Genomic DNA, 16,784 nt, shown 5'->3' on the forward strand with positions numbered 1-16,784 from the left:
TAATTCGACTTAACTGTGTATGGATTTGTATTTTAATGGGATATAAATGGTATATTTAGATTGATAGATTAAGATGTAAAGTAGGTATAACTATGGAATTAACATTACAAAAAAGTCAGCCCCTAAATAAATGTCACCGTGAATCTCTCTATCCGCTGTTTGAACAAGTATTTGGAATACCTGCTCATATGCTGCAAGACTATTATGATAGGGGTTTTTGGGATCCGAATTACTGTCCCTATACCATTTTTAAAGAGAATCGTGCGGTCGCTAATGTTTCAGTCATTCCCATGAGCTGGATAATAGATGGGAAGGCAGTTGCGGCAGCTGGAATCCAATCCGTAATGACCTTGCCTTCTGAAAGAGGTAAAGGGTATATGAAGAAATTGATGAATCTAGTATTAGAAGACCTTACTAACCATTACTCTTTTATATTTTTGCAGACCGAAACACCAGCTCTTTATGAAAAGTACGGATTTGGGAAAGTGGAGGAACATATATTTGTTACTGAAGCATTTCGAAATCTAAGCATGAGAAGCAGTTCAGTTAAGAAACTGGATTTTTCTAAAAGAAGCGATGTTGAGATCATACAGTCTTGTTTTGTCAGCGAGCATTCCAACTCCCTTATTTTCGCACCATTAAACTATGAACATTCATTGTACCTGAATCTATACAACCCGTTTTTTTCTGAGAAGCTGTTTTACAGTGAATCTTTAGAATCACTGCTAGTTTACGAGGTAAAGGATCATGTATTAGTACTCTATGATGTGGTCTCAAAAAGTTCGATAGGTCTAGCTGACATTTGCAGCGCCATTCCTGAAGTATTCAAGAGTGTAGAAATTCACTTTACGCCTGACCAATTGATACATACAAAGGACCTTCAAGCTAAAAAGAAGGAAGGGACTCTGATGGTGAGAGGCAAGCTGCCAATTTGCAATCAGCCAATCGCATTTCCTGTTACAGCATCTTTTTGAAAGACTACTTACTAAAAGAATATTGCTCTTTAATCTTTTTTGATGAGTACGCTTCTTTGACAATTGATTGGAGCGTAAGGTGCGTGCCTGCTACCTGAAAAACATCTCGTTAGGCATGCGACGAGGAAGCTCACATCGGTAGTGAGACTTCTAACGGGCGAAGCGCAGAGGAGGCTCACCGAGCACCCCACGGAAAGCGAGCATCCTGAAGTGGAAATCAATACTCCTCTTACTTTTTTGAACAATCAAACTTAAAAATGAATAAAAAAGAAACGTACAATCGTCTAAGTACTATGTAAGGGTGGAAAGGGGGAGAGGACTTGAAAATGATACGCAGCAGCAAAGAACAAGAGCTTTTTTCACAAGGGCTCAGTCAAGAAGAATGGCTGATACAGATCATGGAACTGTATGAAGACAAAGTCATCAGGCTAGCTTATACGTATGTTAAGGATCGAAAACTTGCAGAAGATTTGGCTCAAGAAGTGTTCGTCAAATGCTTTGTCCATAAAGATAATTTCCGGAGTGAATCCTCTGTTAAAACATGGGTATATGCGATTACGGTTAACATCTGTAAGGACTATTTAAGAAGCGGTTGGAAAAAGTATATCCATGTCATTGACCGTTTAGGAAAATCTAAACAGTCCTCTGCTTTAACACCGGAGCTTACGATTGTACAAAAAAGTGAACACGAAGCTTTAGCAGATGAGGTTTTAAAACTTCCACTTAAGTATAGAGAAGTCATTCTTCTCTTCTATTATAAAGAACTAACCGTTTCTGAAATAAGTCAGATTTTACATAAAAAAGAGCCGACGATCCGAACATTGCTTCAACGAGGACGAGAAATGCTGCGGCGCAAATTGGAGAAGGGGAGATGAAATCATGGAAGATCCTCTAAAGCAGCTGCCTGAAATATTCAACAATGGCCGAATGAAAAATATTACGTTTAAAGAAGAACATAGACAGAAAGTTTTGCAGAAGACCCGTGATCTAAACAGACCTCCTGCTCCAAAGAGCTGGTTATATCATTGGTTTCACCAAAGTATGAGTTTGGCGCTTGGAGTAGCCTTCATCTTTATATTTATCCAGTTCGCACAGAGCACACCGTCAAACGTAAAACAAAAGGAAGCAGAACAAATGGTGAAGATTCCTTATGCTAATCAGGCAATTTTGACAAAAGCAAGGCACGATATGAGAAACCACCATGATGTAACAGGTGTAGACGCTTACCAAAGAGGGGATACATTATCAGTACACATTATATTTCCTGACAATTTGACGCGAGAAGAACAAATAAATTTAACAAAATCCTACTTAAAAGAAGTGTCCCATCTAACATTGAATGAACCATACGAAGCACAAGAATACTTGGGAGAGCTTTGGAATTATGTTAATGTAAAGGTGTATACAGCAGGAGAAACAGGAGATGACTTGCTTGCAGAAAGACTTCAGGTTGATTTCAGTTATGACTGGCTTGGTTCAATCGATAAAAAAGAAGGTATACTGAAGTGGGAACAACTTTCTGATAAACACCCGTACACGGGAACAGGAAATATTCATTAAGAATAGAAGATACAAAGGAAACAAATAAAAGCGGTGAAAAGCATGAAAAATACACATATTACTTTCTTTACTGATATAGGAGCACAAAAACCTAACAGCATTAAGAACAGAGAAACTCCTTGTCCTTTTTGCCGTATCGATGAACTGGAAGAAGTCCTCGATAAGAGCGGTTCGATTATTTTAGTGAAAAATAAGTATACTGTGCTCGATCAAGCCTTTCAAACCGTCCTGATTGAAACGGACGAATGCGAAGGGGATTTATCTGAGTACACAAAGGAACACCTCTATAAAGTCCTGAATTTTGGAATCGCACATTGGGAGCGGATGATTCAAAGCGGAAAATACCGTTCCGTCATGTTCTTTAAAAACCATGGACCATTATCTGGAGGTACAATCAGGCATCCACATATGCAGATAATCGGCTTGAACGAAGTTGATTGTCAACATGACTTTTCAGAGAGTCAGTTTGAAGGAATACCAGTGTTTGAAAAGGAAGGCGTTAGGTTTACCATTTCAGATAAGCCGCGTGTCGGTTTTTATGAGCTGAATGTGATCTGGGAAAAAGATGCTGAGCTTTCGGTATTCGCAGATTGCATACAAGCAGGAACGCATTTCTTGCTGAATCATTTTCATAGAAACTGTACGAGTTACAATTTATTTTTCTACAAAAATAACCAAACAACGTACTGCAAGATCATGCCACGCTTTGTTACTTCACCTCTTTACATGGGGTATGGCGTTCAGCAGGTGGCAAACAACATAGAAAAGATCGCTAATAAAATCAAGGAAATCTATTTTTCCGCATAAAAGAACCAGATCTGTTTAGTACAGATCTGGTTTTTCGATTTTATGATGTTGTTAGTTTTCACGGCTTTTTTCAAACAATGTTTCCATAGCATAAACGATCAAAGGATGAGTTTCATCCATCACTTTATTAATCTCAATCCGTTCTGTCCACTGATGAGCGTCCTTTCCGAGAGGACCTATGTTAATTACCGGTATGTCGATCTCTCTCATGTCATCAAACGGAATGTTGTACCTGGATCCTAATAGAGGGAAATTACTCGTGAACGAAGAAAGGTCACGGGCATCCCCTTTAAATCCGATGTAACTTAAATCGGATAAACCACTGAAGTAATGCACGTTCACGAGATTGCTGCTGAACTTTTCTTGAGCATGTTTTACCACTTTTTCAGTAGTGTGTTTAATCAATGGATGGTCGCTTGAACATACAGCCGGATAAAAAGGCGGTGTATAGAAAAGAACCGTCATTGGGGCTAAGTCCCTGCAAAGACTGGCAAGTTCGAACACATATTGTATGGTTAATTCTCTTTCATCTGCGTTCGGATTGTTGGTCTGAAGCATGTTTTCTCTTCGATCCAGCTCTTCCTGACCGTATTTTTCCACCGCATGTTCATAAAGTTCATTAAAAGTAAGCACTTTGATCCTCTCTTTTTTAGGCGTGAAAGGAATAATCTTTGAGACTTGCTGGCTCTTTTCATACAATCTGTTCTCAAGCGATTCTGCAGCTTTCTGGGCACTTGTAATGAGCATTTTCGTAATCTCAGAAAGCGGTCTGTTAAACAGCATTAAATTAAAAAGTGTGACTGCTGCGTGTGGTATTTGCACAGAATAGTGATCCTTTAAATCTTTTTGAATAAGATTAGCGGGTACTGGAGTTGCTTCATCACGAAAGGTTTCAACATAATCAACGTTCCATTCTAGTTCTCTCGTAATCTCAGCTGCCATCGCATTTCCGTTCATACCGGCGAGAGGTTCTCCGACATGTGTTTCTTTTCCATAGCAAAGAAAGCCGGGCAAAATCTTGCCAGTAGACCCTGTATACATATAAGGAGAGGTATCCCCAGGGAATTTCGTGAAACTTGGTTCACCGTTTAAACATGCGATATATTTCATATCATATTCTTCTTGAAGCCCGCGTAAAACACTGACGCCTGCCAGCATTCCTGCTGAATGAACTTCTTCATCCGGAACAGAGATCATTAGAACATTTCCTTTAAAATGGCCCGTTGCTGCTTTTTCGATCATCGATATATGAAGGGCAACTCCTGCTTTCATGTCCATTGTTCCCCTGCCGAACAGCCACTCACCAGAGTTTAGATCATCTTGTACAAAAGGATGGAGAAGCTTCTTGTTTTCTATTATCTTTTCAGTCAACTCATCAGGACGAAAAGCCAGGTGCTTCCATTCGCCAAAGTCCTCAACCGCAACAACGTCAAAATGACTTAAGAGAATGATCGTTTCTTTTACAGAAGGGTCATTCTGAACGAATGCAGTTATCAGCTTCCGGCCATCCGGAGTTGGATGATGACGAAGATGATCTGGGTTCTTTGTAAAATATTCAAGAGAAGAAAGAGTATGGTAGAGATGCTCGGCCATGAACATTTCTCCGTCTTGGTTTGTAATACTCGGAATAGATACCAGGTCTTTTAATAGTTTCATATAACCCTCTTTAGACTGCCACTTTAACATGTATGTCCCTCCTTGATGTATGCCTTTGTTTACTATACTACTCTTTCCCTATAAATCCTTTTTTTAAAAAAGGGGGACTGTGAAATTAAAGTTGCCGGGTGTATGTGAGAGTAGTTGATTTCCGTTTCAGGCTGCTCGCTTTCCGGGGGGCGGGCGGTGAGCCTCCTTACGCTTTGCGTCTTTAGGAGTCTCCCCTGTCCCACTCGTCCCGCAGGACAAGGAAGGCTACGACAGCGATACATCGCACGAAGAAAATTGATTTTCATTTTCGAGGAGTCTCGCACCCTTACATTTCAATCAACTTGTCAATGGAGCAATTCTTTTATGAAGAACCGTTTATTAAAAAATGTTTTGGAATGTATTGACAGTTAGTGGATTTACATGGTATATGTGTATTATACTAAATAGTACACTTAATACATAAGGGGTGGGGAAATGATTTCTGTAAGCAATTTATCTTATGCATTTAAGATTGGAAAAAAAGGAAAAGAAAACATTGTTCCTGTACTGCATGATGTTAATCTTCAAGTTGCAGAAGGTGAAATCGTTGCTGTAGTGGGAAGAAGCGGTTCTGGTAAATCAACATTATTAAACTTGATCTCTGGTTTTATCCAACCAGAGGTAGGAAGCATCACGATTAATGGAACCAATGTAAGCAAGTTCTCTGAATCAAAATGGGCAGAGTTCCGTCTGAACCATCTTGGTTTTATCTTTCAAAGTTTTCAGCTGATCCCGTCCATGTCAGCTTTTGAGAACGTAGAACTTCCTCTGGTTTTGAAAGGAGTAAATGTGCCCGAAAGAAAAAAGAGAACCGAAGAAATGTTAAAACGGGTAGGTCTTGAATCATTCCAAAATCATTACCCAGGGGAGTTGTCAGGCGGACAGCAGCAGCGTGTAAGTATCGCTAGAGCATTAATTTTGAACCCTCCACTAATCTTGGCTGATGAACCTACTGGCAGCTTAGATTCGGAAAATGAAAAACAGCTTTTATGTTTTATAAAAGAACTTAACGAAAACTACGGGATCACATTCTTAATGATTACACATGACCATGAGGTAGCTTCCATCGCCCATCGTAAAGTTGAAATCATTGATGGGTACTTAAGAGAGGAGAGAATACTTCATGAAGTTCAAAGATAAGCACAAGTTTGTAAGAAGCAATATGAAGAAAAACAGAACGCGCCTCTGGATGACGATCCTTGCATCAACGATCGGATGTGCTTTCTTGATCATGCTGGCTTCCATTGGATTTGCCATCCATAAAACAGCTGTAGACGATGTGATGAGCTTTCGTATGGTGAACGAAATTCAAGTGCAAAAAGAAAGCGGTATGATGACAGAAAACGATGTAATGAAGCTAGAACAGATTAAAGGAGTTAAAGCGGTAACGAGAAAAAAATATACACCGGCAAACCAGCTTTCGATTGATGAATTTAATACTTTTGCCAATGTAATGAGTGCTCATATGCCTTCTGAAGAAAAAGCGGGATTTGAACTTGATAAAGGCCGTATGCCAAAGAATAAAAATGAAATCGTTGTTGGCTATCATTTTGCAGAAGATTTACGAAAAGATCAGCCAGATAACTATTTGGAAGGCTTGAGTGAGGAACAAGCTCAAGAAAAGATGAAGGAGCTTTCTTATAAAGGCGAGCTTTTAAACAAGACATTAACGTATCATTTGAAGACGGATAATCCTGACATAAAAATTGAAGGACCTGTTCAAACGGTTGATGTGAAAATCGTTGGAATTGGAAAAAAGCCTGCACGAGAATGGGCACACGATAATTCTGTATTTATCACAGAAGATTTATACAATGAGGTAATTTCGATCTTAGGAAAACAAGATCCAAAAATCGCATCCGCTGATGAATTAAAGAACTATGGCGAAGTGAAAGCTTTTACCGCATCCGCGGATGATGTGAAAGAAGTAACAGATCGAATTGAAAAACTGGATTACATGACGTATTCGATCATTAAAGAGTTAAAACAGATGAATGTTTATTTCACCTTATTTAAAGCAGGATTGATTTTCATTGGGGCCATTGCGGTTTTAATCGCTTCTATTGGTATATTTAACACGATGACGATGGCGGTAACCGAAAGATCGCAGGACATCGGAATCATGAAAGCGATCGGAGCTACTCCAAAGACCGTTAAACGAATCTTCCTGTTAGAAAGCGCCTATATCGGTTTATGGGGTGTAGGATTAGGGACACTTTTAGCTTACATCACCAGTTATGGCGTGAACTTTGCTCTTCCCATTATAATTGAGCAGTTCGTTAATGAAACACCACCGGAAGGGTTCATGCTTTCCTATATTCCTTGGAGTCTGACGGCAATAGCGGTAACAATCTGCATGGGCGTTACCTTACTATCAGGATGGAGACCTGCTGCAAAAGCAACAACGGTAGATGTTTTAAAAGCTTTAAGAAGAGATGTTTAAAAGTAGACACCAGCCAGTAGCGGCTGGTGTTTCTTCTGTGAGAATGTCTTTTTGGGGTGTACAAATATGGGGTGAAAAAATGTATTTGTGGATTCAGAGGCTTTTTTTGTGGATTGAACCTCAATATTTCTGGATTGGGCGATCATTTATCTGGATTCTTGTGTCATATTTCTGGATAAATAAATATGCACTCTAAATTTGTTTTTCTCAGAAAGAAAATTTTCCAGAATTGAACAGGAGAATGACCATTATAAGCGAAATTGACTAAAAAGGAGTGAAGATCAACATGAAACAGATCATCTCAATGGGTGGCGGCGGATTTTCGATGGAACCAGAGAACAAAAGACTCGATCATTACATACTTGCGCAATCAAAAGCTGAAAAACCTCATATTTGTTTCATCCCGACAGCAAGCGGAGATTCAGATGGTTATATCGAACGCTTTTATAATGCATTTGAAGCAGAGAACTGTGTGCCAGAGCATCTCTCTTTATTTTCTCCTCCTAAAAACATAGAAGAGTTTGTTAAGAAGCAGGATATTTTTTACGTCGGTGGAGGGAACACGAAAAATTTACTTGCACTATGGAGGGAGTGGGAGCTGGATCTGCTGCTCAAAAAGGCATATGAAGAAGGTAAGATTTTAGCCGGTTTAAGTGCAGGATCTCTTTGCTGGTTTGAAGAAGGGGTAACAGATTCATTTGGACCGCTTCGAGGGCTTTCGTGTTTAGGGTTTCTCCAAGGAAGTCATTGTCCACATTATGATGGAGAAAAAGAAAGAAGACCCGCCTATCATAGCCTTATAAAAGAAGGATTAAAAGATGGATATGCAGCGGATGATGGGGCGGCGTTGCATTTTATTAACGGAAAACTGAAAAGGGTTGTGAGTTCCCGAGAAAATGCTAAAGCCTATTATGTTCAACTAGTAAACGGAGAAGTTATAGAAACAGTACTTGAAACTCATTTTCTTTAAAATGATGTTTAAAGTTCTGATGATTGGGCGGAAAATAGAATATCGCTAATCATCAGGAGGGAAAATCTTTTGAAAAAAATATTAAAGATCATGATGCTCATGGTACTAGTAACCATACTTGCTTCATGCGGAAACAAAAAGGAAGATGAGCATAAAGATCATGAGATGGAAGAGTCACAAGCGGCATCTAGTAAAGTAAGCGGCGGATTGTACATTGTGAATCTAGTAGACACGAAAGGTAAAAAAGCTGGTGAAGCAACGCTGACCCAGACAGCAGAAGGCGTAAAAATAGAAGCGAATGCAACTGGTCTAAAGCCAGGTGAACACGGTATTCACTTTCATGAAAAAGCCATATGCACACCGCCGGATTTCAAGTCGGCAGGCGGCCATTTTAACCCGACGGATAAAAAACATGGTTTTTTAAATCCTAAAGGACCACATGTTGGAGATATCCTCAATGTTACTGCTGACGAAAGCGGCGTTGTTCATGAGGAAGTGTTATCAACGATGGTGTCACTTGCTGAAGGAAAATCAAACTCCCTGTTTTCAAACGGGGGAACAGCACTCGTTATACATGCGGATGCAGATGATTACAAAACAGATCCAGCCGGTAACTCAGGCGACCGCGTGTTGTGCGGAGTAATTAAAAAATAAAAACAAGCCGGCTTCTCGTTGTAACAAACGAAAATGCCGGCTTTTTATTTAACTTCCTGTACTCGTAAAGGCTTTAAGCCCTCGATTCCAAAACAAGTATGCTAAAGCGCACGATACGATTGCAGCAACTGGTGTCAGCAATGCAAGATTTTCAAAACCAGAGCCTTTTATAAAATATGCCGCGGGATAAAAAGCTGTAAATCCATAAGGAATGATCCAAGTTAATAAGTGACGGATGCCTTTATGGTAGATCGTCAATGGATAGCGTGCAAAATCGCTTAAGTTAAAGATGGTCCAAACGATCGGAAGGCTGTCAACCATCCAGAAAGATAGCGTTGCAAAAAAGAGATTCACCGCTACGAAAATAAAACCAGATGCAATGATCATGATGATAAGAATGACATATTCCATGAAGCCCCATGAAATATCTAAGTGCGGCATTGCCGTTCCGAGAACGATAATTCCGATAAACAACTGGCCGAATCCGTCTTGCTGAAGGCGATCAGCGATAAAATGAAAAAGCGGATTGATCGGCCGAATCAAAAGTCGGTCAAATTTACCTGGCCGAATGTATTGCCAGCCGAGTGTCCACAGGTTATCAAAGAAAATATGGTGAATCGATCTGCCTGTAGCTGCAATGCCGTAAATGAATAATATTTCATAAAACGTCCAGCCGTTCAGTTCGTGAATATGGTCAAAAACGATTTTTACAAAGAATATACCGGCAAATTGCTGAAGCATTACAGACAATACGCCGAGCAGAAAATCCATGCGGTATTCCATCATTACCTTCAGATTCTGTTTGCAAAACAAGTAATATAATTTTATGTAACGTATCAAGATTGTCTCCTCCTATCCTCCAAAGATCGTTACTTTCTTCATCGCCACCGACCATAGAACTCTTAGTAAACCAAATAACAAAACAGCCCATATTAACTGGGATCCCACTGCAAGCCAAGCTTCTGTGCCAGTCAAAATTCCCGTGTAGATCGCTACGGGTACATACACCATGGCTTGAAACGGCAAGAATAGGCTTATTGTCTGAAACCATTCAGGAAACAAAATAAGAGGAACGAGTGCACCAGAGAAAAAAGAAACAACGGCTTCTTTCATTACTTCCAGTCCCCATAGATTTATCGTCCAAAAAGCTAGAATAGCGATTAATAGGTCAAAGAATGTTCCGATCCAGATTCCCATTAAGGCACTTAGTAAAAATAAGACCCCAGATTGCCAAGTTGATGGCAACGTTACATCCATGAATACAAAAGCGAGTATTCCTAAAGGCAAGGCACCACGGATAAAGTAGATTACTTTATCCCCTATATCCATAGCGATCAGACGGGTGATCAAGTGGTAAGGGCGCATAAGTTCAATGGCTACATTTCCATCCTTAATCGTATGAGCCAGTTCCCGGCCGACACCAGAAACGAACATTTGCAGAAACATCGCAATAATGATGTAGGTGGTCATTCCATCAAAAGACATGCCTTCAATTTCAGAACGGTTGCTGTACACCGCCTTCCAGAAGAAATAGATAACAAGCATTCTTAACAGAACGGAAAACGTATTTGCCCAAAACCATGCAGAATAGGCCGCATGAACTTGCATCTGAACACGGGCAAACTCAATGTACTTCCTCATGCTGTACCTCCTTTTTCATCCCTCTGCCATATATTTCTTCAACAATTGTTTCAATTTTTGGATCGGCAATCGTAAGATCGGCAACCGTATAATGATTCATCATGATACTGATCAATTCCGCTCCAGAAATGTCCCTGCTGCTGAAAGTAATTGAAATTTTGTGCAGATCTTCTTCTTCACGAGGCAGAACTTGTGCCGCATGAGCCAGTTCTTGAGGCAAAATAAAATTATCCGAGTTCTCTAGTTCAAAGTGAATAACACGCTTATCGCCAAATTGCGATTTAATATTTTGTATAGATCCGTCATAAATAACGCTTCCATCATCAATGATGATAATTCGCTGACAGATCTCTTCTATGTCCTGCATGTCATGGGTCGTTAGAAGTACTGTCGTACCATATCTGGCGTTCATCTGTTTAATAAAGCTGCGGATTCTTACTTTTACCGCAACATCCAGTCCGATTGTGGGTTCATCGAGATAAACCACTTTTGGACGATGCAAAAAGGCAGCTGCAAGCTCACATCTCATCTTTTGTCCTAAAGAGAGCTGCCTCACCGGGATGCCAAGCAATGGTTCAAGATGAAGCACTTCAACGAATTCAGCAAGTGTTTCTTCATATTGCTTTTGAGGAATCTCGTAAATATGTTTTAACAGCTCATAGCTTTCCCTAACAGGTATATCCCAGAACAATTGAGTACGCTGGCCGAACACAGCACCGATATGAGAAGCATTTTGTTTACGATTTTCATAGGGTACGATACCGTTTACTTTTACTTCACCTGAGGTAGGGGTGAGGATGCCGGTCAGCATTTTGATTGTTGTCGATTTCCCTGCTCCGTTTGCGCCGATATAGCCGACCATTTCACTTGCTTCAATATGCAGATTGATTCCTTTAACCGCTTCTTTCGTTTCATATTTTCTATAAAACAATGATTTAACAGCACCGCGGAGGCCTGGGTCACGTTTAGCTATTTTATAATGTTTTGCAAGATTATGAACTTCGATCATATATGTCACTCCTTAAAAATGGGCACAAAAAAACCACAGACTAATTCCTGCGGGCATGTGTGCATATCAAATTTTTGCTCACGATGAGGCGTCAGGTCATAAAGGGATATGAAATTACTTTGAGTCTATGTATGAAGTCCACATTTAATCCCTCTCCTTTTGGAAACGTTTGCACTAGCAATAACCGTATTATATATGAACCTAGTAAAATTGTAAAATATATCCTTGGAGCCGTTTTTTAAGTATGTAGTTTAACGGATAATCGCTTTGGGAAAGTACAGCTTATGAAGAGATATTTATATCACGCATAAAAGGAGGAAGAAAATGTACGATTACAACGGAGTAACTGATTCTTGGATGGCCTATTTGGGTAGATTGCCAGATTTGCTTCTAGCTATACTTGTTTTATTAATTGGCTGGCTGATTGCCTCATTAGTCTCAAAGGCAGTGAAAAAAGCACTGCGCCGAACAGATTTTGATAATAAAGTAGCAAGATGGATGAAACCTGACACAGATGGTAAGCATACTGAAAAAACAAGGTCCGGCAAATACTCCTCTGAAGAAATCATAAGTAAAGTGGTTTTCTGGATTCTTATGGCTGTGGCAATTGTAATGTTCTTAAACATGCTTAGTCTTCCATATGTAGCTGAACCAATCTCAAATGCTCTTGGTGTTATTGCAGCTGCAATTCCAAATCTATTAAAAGCAGCATTAATTGCAGCGGTTGCTTGGCTGATTGCTTCCGGATTATCAATCTTAGTAAAAAAACTAGGTCAGAATACAGGATTTGAAAGACTTCTCCACCGCTGGAAACTGACTCGTGATCCAAAGCAATCTGATAAAGCAGTAATCTCAGCATCAAAAGCAGTCTTCTATCTGACGCTTCTATTATTCCTGCCTGCAGTATTAGCTGCACTAGGTATTGATGCCATTTCTGAACCTCTAGAAGGAATGCTCTCTGGATTCTTTGCATTCTTGCCAAAACTTCTTGGAGCGGCGATTATCCTGTTCGTCGGCTGGATTGTAGCAAAGGTTGTAAAAGAGATCTTAGTAAACTTTTTACAAAGCATCGGTACAGATCGCTTAGCATCAAAATTAGGTGCTGAACGTGCTTTAGATAAAACATCATTATCACAGATCATCGGTACGATTGTTTATGTATTTATTCTGATTCCTGTCGTGATTTCGGCACTTGAGACGCTTGATATTAACGGAATTTCTGGACCTGCTATCGGAATGCTTGGCCAGATCATGGATATGATTCCAAATATCATTGTAGCGATCATTCTTGTCGCAGCAGGACTATGGATTGGTAAATGGGTAAAGAATGCCGTAACTTCATTATTGGAACGAGTAGGTTTTAATGGCATCTTCCATAAGATGGGCCTCGGTTCTCTTCATAAGAGTGATCAAACGCTTACCATTTCACAGATTATTGGTTATGCTGCACAGATTGTAGTTGTATTGTTATTTACTATTGAAGCACTTCAACTTGTAAACCTTGAAAGCTTAGTAAGTATCCTATCAGTTGTTCTTGCTTATATCCCAATGGTGTTAACTGCCGTTCTAGTCCTTGGTATCGGATTCTATGCAGGGGACCTTGTGAAACGTGTTGTTATGAGCATGGTAAAACAGCAAACAGAGGGCAAGCTGCTTGGTAATATTGCAAAATATACGATTATTACACTTGCGTTCTTCATGGCTCTCGACCAGCTTGGCGTTGCAAAGACTATCGTAAACGCAGCATTTATCCTGATCTTGGGCGGATTCACCATTGCGTTTGGACTTGCTTTCGGATTAGGCGGACGTGAAGCAGCAGGACGCACGCTTAATAAATTAAGCAGAAGAATGGAACAGACTACGATTCAGAGTCCGGACCCGGCCGAGTGGAAAGATAAAACGAGCTTAAAAGATTTCCGCACGGACAGCTCTAAGACTGACAACGAGTCTGGAAACGTTGATTTAGAAAAACCTCATACGATTGCCCGTGATCGTCAATTTAATCATTTAAATACACCAAGTGATGAATTTGGTATTAATAAAAACAACGATCCTAAACGAAACGACTTTTAAGTGATTAACTCAGAATAGCGGATGTGCCTAAGCGCATCCGCTATTCTTTTGTAACTTTGTATAGAAAAAATGCGATTAGGAAAAGGTGATAAAAAAGAGAGGGGATGAAGCATGCTGCAAGCCGCCTTATGGGGAGGAATAGCAGGGTCTGCTGTATTGCTGGGAAGCTTTACAGGACTTGCCTTTCCTATTCCTAAAAAATGGACAGCTTGGATTATGGCGTTTGGAACAGGTATTTTAATCGGTGCTGTTTCATTCGAACTGCTGGTTGAAGCTGTTGAACAAAGCAACTTAAAGGTAACTGCGATAGGTTTTATTCTTGGTGCTTCCATTTTTACTATTATAAATAGTATTCTTGCAAAAAAAGGTGGACACGAAAGAAAAATGTCAGGTACCAAAAAGGTAAAAGGAGTAGGTATGGCCATTTTCTTTGGCACTCTGTTAGACGCTATTCCTGAATCTGTTTTGATCGGTGCCAGTCTGATCGAACAAAGCAAAGTAAGCTGGCTGCTCGTCATAGCCATTTTTTTAAGTAATTTTCCTGAAGGATTGTCCAGCTCAATAGGTTTGTTAAAAGAGGGTTTTTCTAAAAAGAAAATTATAGGAATGTGGATATCGGTTTTCATTATTTCTGCTGTTGCAGCTCTACTGGGCTTCGTGTTACTAGAAGGAGCGTCTGTAGCGACTCTTTCATTAATAGGTGCATTTGCAGGAGGGGCAATCATGGCGATGGTAGCCTCAACAATGCTGCCGGAAGCACATGAAGATGCAGGAGCAGCTGTTGGATTGATCACCTCATTAGGCCTGTTAAGCTCATTAGTCTTGACTCATTTTTCATGAAAAAAACTTCGTCGATACGAAGTTTTTTTTACATTATGGAAGGTGAAGCGTTTTAATGTGCTGGATGTTAAGAAAAACGTTCTTATTTCGTTCGATAGTTAGCTGCAGTTGGCCATTATCCATCTTAACTAATTTGCCAATTTTGTTTGGATCTTTTCCTAAATCAAAAATAACAAGCTTTCCTTCGTATTTTTTACATTGTTCGGTAAATGTTCTGGCCAATGTCATGTTGAAAGGAACTAAAGGCAGCTCTTCGTTTGACAGAGTATATGGCCTCTCACTTTCTTTATAAGGAATCAGCCACTTTAGATGCTGCATGGGTATAAGCATCATCTTATAGACCGGTGAATAAAAGATGAAGTAATCATTCATAATGTTTGTGATATATCCATGAATGGATTGATTACTCGTAATAAACACTTCGGAAAACAGCCCTTTTGCGTTCATCAAAATCTTTCTGAAAGAAATGGTTTCCTCTTCAAAGTTAATAGGCATACTTTTTGGTGTTTCGATCTCTGTTTCATTATCTGTATGGTTACTGATCAGATGAATGTGCATTTTAGGTATATATATAAATTGTTCTCCATCATAAACCACTATGATATCTGAACCAATATCGATAACGATTCCTGTTATACTCTTCTTGCCGCTGATCAAAAGCTCAACCGTCTCACCAATAAATCTGTTGTAAATACTCAAATCGATCCTCCTGTCATTCAAGAATTTCTAGTAAAAATGCAGCTCAATAGACAACCTTTAAAGTAAGCAAATAAATGTCCTGTTTTTATACAAAAACAGGACTATTATTTATTACAGTCTGAACCAGCCTTGCTGATCAAGACCTGCTAATCTTTGCTGTTTAGAGCGTTTTTTTGATTTCTTTTTTTTCTTCCAATGGTGACTGGATGAAGAAGAAGATTCACACTTTTTATGAGAAGACTCTTTCTTGTGAGAAGACTCCTTTTTGTGAGAAGATTCTTTCTTATGGGAAGACTCTTTCTTATGGGAAGACTCTTTCTTATGGGAAGACTCTTTCTTATGAGAGGATTCTTTCTTGTGAGAAGACTCCTTCTTATGAGAAGATGATTCACACCATGAAGACGAAGAAGAAGATTCCTTTTTGTTAGAAGACTCTTTTTTGTTTGAAGATTCTTTTTTGCTAGAGGACTCTTTCTTATGGCTGCTTTCTTCACGACATCCGCCGATTTGGCTAAAGCTCTTAATATGGAAGATTGCGATGATGATAACTTCGTCGCCTCTAATGACTTCTATTGTGTTGTGGCCTACTGCACAAAGTACTCCCTCTACGCTTTCTGGACCTCCACGATTAATTTTCACTTTATGGTTGATGTAATGTTTTAACACATTATGGAACGTATCGTTTGTGCATTTTTTCTTGTTAGTCCATTTGCAGCAGATCTCATCCGCTTCTAGAACGATTGCTTTTACATGGAAAAGCTGATAGAAGATTAACTCTTTACCGTGTTTACCGTCTTTGCCTTTGCCTTTGCCCTTACCCTTACCCTTACCTTTCCCTTTTCCATCTTTATCGAATGATTCGATAGCTAGAAAGTCGTGACCTACACAGACTAATCTTCCAACTCTTGATTCTGGACCGCCAGTGTTAACTTTGATCGTTTGGCCCAATAATTTGCATAGCTCTCTTGAAGAGAGTACAGGTTTATTCTTACTCAAAAATATTTCCTCCTGATAATGATTTTGACTACTCTTGTCCATGCATTATATGTATCATCCTATTGAAAAGGCATAGGTAACCTGTCTATATTTCGAAAAAATGGTCAAACGTTTATTTGATTTTGAATGTTTTCCTTTCTTTTCCTATGCAAGTTGAATGAAGGTGGGTGCTTCCTCGAAAATTGAACTTCCAATTTTCTTCGTGCGATGTGACGCTGCTGTCGCCTTGCTTGTCCTATGGGACGAGCGGTCAGGTGGAGGCTCTTGATGGCGCAATGCGGCAGGAGGCTCACCGCACGCCACACAAGAAAGCGAGCGGCCTGAAGCGGAAATTAACTTCTTTCAAGAGCGACATTGTATACGAAAACAGCCATAAATTATTAGGTAATTGGAATGGTAATTAAATTTCACTTACACAAGCTGGTAAGTATA

Annotated in this window: 16 protein-coding genes; 10 read left to right on the forward strand and 6 right to left on the reverse strand. The window is 39.7% G+C overall.

The window, feature by feature from the left end; translation table 11 throughout:
* Positions 1-92 precede the first annotated feature (92 nt).
* From EV282_RS04155 to EV282_RS04170, 4 genes are all read left to right on the forward strand, one after another.
* Entirely contained in the window at positions 93-974 is an 882-nt protein-coding gene (locus EV282_RS04155; RefSeq protein ID WP_130294030.1) for a GNAT family N-acetyltransferase, read from the forward strand.
* Between the two features lie 326 nt (positions 975-1,300).
* On the forward strand, positions 1,301-1,849 hold the full coding sequence (locus tag EV282_RS04160; protein WP_242611901.1) for a sigma-70 family RNA polymerase sigma factor: 549 nt from the start codon (positions 1,301-1,303) through the stop codon (positions 1,847-1,849).
* Positions 1,850-1,853: 4 nt separating this feature from the next.
* On the forward strand, positions 1,854-2,534 hold the full coding sequence (locus EV282_RS04165) for a hypothetical protein (RefSeq protein WP_130294034.1): 681 nt from the start codon (positions 1,854-1,856) through the stop codon (positions 2,532-2,534).
* A gap of 42 nt (positions 2,535-2,576) precedes the next feature.
* Positions 2,577-3,341: a DUF4931 domain-containing protein gene (locus EV282_RS04170; RefSeq protein WP_130294036.1), complete on the forward strand. Its 765-nt coding sequence runs from the start codon at positions 2,577-2,579 to the stop codon at positions 3,339-3,341.
* Positions 3,342-3,392: 51 nt separating this feature from the next.
* Here the strand turns inward: EV282_RS04170 and EV282_RS04175 are convergent, their stop codons facing one another.
* Positions 3,393-5,027 carry a M20/M25/M40 family metallo-hydrolase gene (locus tag EV282_RS04175; RefSeq protein ID WP_130294038.1) on the reverse strand — a complete coding sequence of 545 codons (1,635 nt, stop codon included), beginning with the start codon at positions 5,025-5,027 and terminating at the stop codon, positions 3,393-3,395.
* A gap of 435 nt (positions 5,028-5,462) precedes the next feature.
* Here EV282_RS04175 and EV282_RS04180 point away from each other — a divergent pair, with 435 nt between their 5' ends.
* From EV282_RS04180 to EV282_RS04195, 4 genes are all read left to right on the forward strand, one after another.
* On the forward strand, positions 5,463-6,167 hold the full coding sequence (locus tag EV282_RS04180; RefSeq protein WP_130294040.1) for an ABC transporter ATP-binding protein: 705 nt from the start codon (positions 5,463-5,465) through the stop codon (positions 6,165-6,167).
* A complete protein-coding gene (locus EV282_RS04185) occupies positions 6,151-7,470 on the forward strand; it encodes an ABC transporter permease (protein WP_130294042.1) in 1,320 nt (439 codons plus the stop codon). The genes EV282_RS04180 and EV282_RS04185 overlap by 17 nt, the downstream gene beginning before the upstream one ends.
* A 286-nt stretch (positions 7,471-7,756) precedes the next feature.
* A complete protein-coding gene (locus tag EV282_RS04190; RefSeq protein WP_130294044.1) occupies positions 7,757-8,440 on the forward strand; it encodes a peptidase E in 684 nt (227 codons plus the stop codon).
* 69 nt (positions 8,441-8,509) lie between these two features.
* Entirely contained in the window at positions 8,510-9,094 is a 585-nt protein-coding gene (locus tag EV282_RS04195) for a superoxide dismutase family protein (RefSeq protein ID WP_242611829.1), read from the forward strand.
* A 48-nt stretch (positions 9,095-9,142) separates the two neighbouring features.
* Here the strand turns inward: EV282_RS04195 and EV282_RS04200 are convergent, their stop codons facing one another.
* From EV282_RS04200 to EV282_RS04210, 3 genes are read right to left on the reverse strand one after another with little or no spacing between them, the layout of a single operon-like run.
* On the reverse strand, positions 9,143-9,934 hold the full coding sequence (locus EV282_RS04200; protein ID WP_242611830.1) for an ABC transporter permease: 792 nt from the start codon (positions 9,932-9,934) through the stop codon (positions 9,143-9,145).
* Between the two features lie 12 nt (positions 9,935-9,946).
* Positions 9,947-10,735 (reverse strand): ABC transporter permease, encoded by a 789-nt coding sequence (locus tag EV282_RS04205; protein WP_130294046.1) that lies wholly within the window; start codon positions 10,733-10,735, stop codon positions 9,947-9,949.
* A complete protein-coding gene (locus tag EV282_RS04210; RefSeq protein WP_130294048.1) occupies positions 10,719-11,744 on the reverse strand; it encodes an ABC transporter ATP-binding protein in 1,026 nt (341 codons plus the stop codon). Before EV282_RS04210 ends, EV282_RS04205 begins: the two co-directional genes overlap by 17 nt.
* A 324-nt stretch (positions 11,745-12,068) precedes the next feature.
* Between EV282_RS04210 and EV282_RS04215 the strand changes: the two genes are divergently transcribed.
* Entirely contained in the window at positions 12,069-13,817 is a 1,749-nt protein-coding gene (locus tag EV282_RS04215; RefSeq protein ID WP_130294050.1) for a mechanosensitive ion channel, read from the forward strand.
* 111 nt (positions 13,818-13,928) lie between these two features.
* Positions 13,929-14,657 carry a ZIP family metal transporter gene (locus tag EV282_RS04220; RefSeq protein WP_130294051.1) on the forward strand — a complete coding sequence of 243 codons (729 nt, stop codon included), beginning with the start codon at positions 13,929-13,931 and terminating at the stop codon, positions 14,655-14,657.
* Positions 14,658-14,690: 33 nt separating this feature from the next.
* On the opposite strand, the gene EV282_RS04225 is transcribed toward EV282_RS04220, so the two are convergent.
* The gene (locus tag EV282_RS04225) at positions 14,691-15,356 is read right to left on the reverse strand and encodes a DUF2642 domain-containing protein (protein ID WP_130294053.1); all 666 of its coding nucleotides are present in this window, start codon (positions 15,354-15,356) and stop codon (positions 14,691-14,693) included.
* A gap of 111 nt (positions 15,357-15,467) precedes the next feature.
* A complete protein-coding gene (locus EV282_RS04230) occupies positions 15,468-16,352 on the reverse strand; it encodes a hypothetical protein (RefSeq protein ID WP_130294055.1) in 885 nt (294 codons plus the stop codon).
* Positions 16,353-16,784: the final 432 nt, after the last annotated feature.

The organism is Fictibacillus sp. BK138 (assembly GCF_004216955.1).
In the GTDB taxonomy this organism is placed as follows: domain Bacteria; phylum Bacillota; class Bacilli; order Bacillales; family Fictibacillaceae; genus Fictibacillus.

What these genes read in the sequence shown, in the direction of transcription:
- EV282_RS04155 (WP_130294030.1), top strand. Translation starts at nt 93, where the DNA reads ATGGAATTAACATTACAAAAAAGTCAGCCCCTAAATAAATGTCACCGT.
- EV282_RS04160 (WP_242611901.1), top strand. Translation starts at nt 1,301, where the DNA reads ATGATACGCAGCAGCAAAGAACAAGAGCTTTTTTCACAAGGGCTCAGT.
- EV282_RS04165 (WP_130294034.1), top strand. Translation starts at nt 1,854, where the DNA reads ATGGAAGATCCTCTAAAGCAGCTGCCTGAAATATTCAACAATGGCCGA.
- EV282_RS04170 (WP_130294036.1), top strand. Translation starts at nt 2,577, where the DNA reads ATGAAAAATACACATATTACTTTCTTTACTGATATAGGAGCACAAAAA.
- EV282_RS04175 (WP_130294038.1), bottom strand. Translation starts at nt 5,027, where the DNA reads ATGTTAAAGTGGCAGTCTAAAGAGGGTTATATGAAACTATTAAAAGAC.
- EV282_RS04180 (WP_130294040.1), top strand. Translation starts at nt 5,463, where the DNA reads ATGATTTCTGTAAGCAATTTATCTTATGCATTTAAGATTGGAAAAAAA.
- EV282_RS04185 (WP_130294042.1), top strand. Translation starts at nt 6,151, where the DNA reads ATGAAGTTCAAAGATAAGCACAAGTTTGTAAGAAGCAATATGAAGAAA.
- EV282_RS04190 (WP_130294044.1), top strand. Translation starts at nt 7,757, where the DNA reads ATGAAACAGATCATCTCAATGGGTGGCGGCGGATTTTCGATGGAACCA.
- EV282_RS04205 (WP_130294046.1), bottom strand. Translation starts at nt 10,735, where the DNA reads ATGAGGAAGTACATTGAGTTTGCCCGTGTTCAGATGCAAGTTCATGCG.
- EV282_RS04210 (WP_130294048.1), bottom strand. Translation starts at nt 11,744, where the DNA reads ATGATCGAAGTTCATAATCTTGCAAAACATTATAAAATAGCTAAACGT.
- EV282_RS04215 (WP_130294050.1), top strand. Translation starts at nt 12,069, where the DNA reads ATGTACGATTACAACGGAGTAACTGATTCTTGGATGGCCTATTTGGGT.
- EV282_RS04220 (WP_130294051.1), top strand. Translation starts at nt 13,929, where the DNA reads ATGCTGCAAGCCGCCTTATGGGGAGGAATAGCAGGGTCTGCTGTATTG.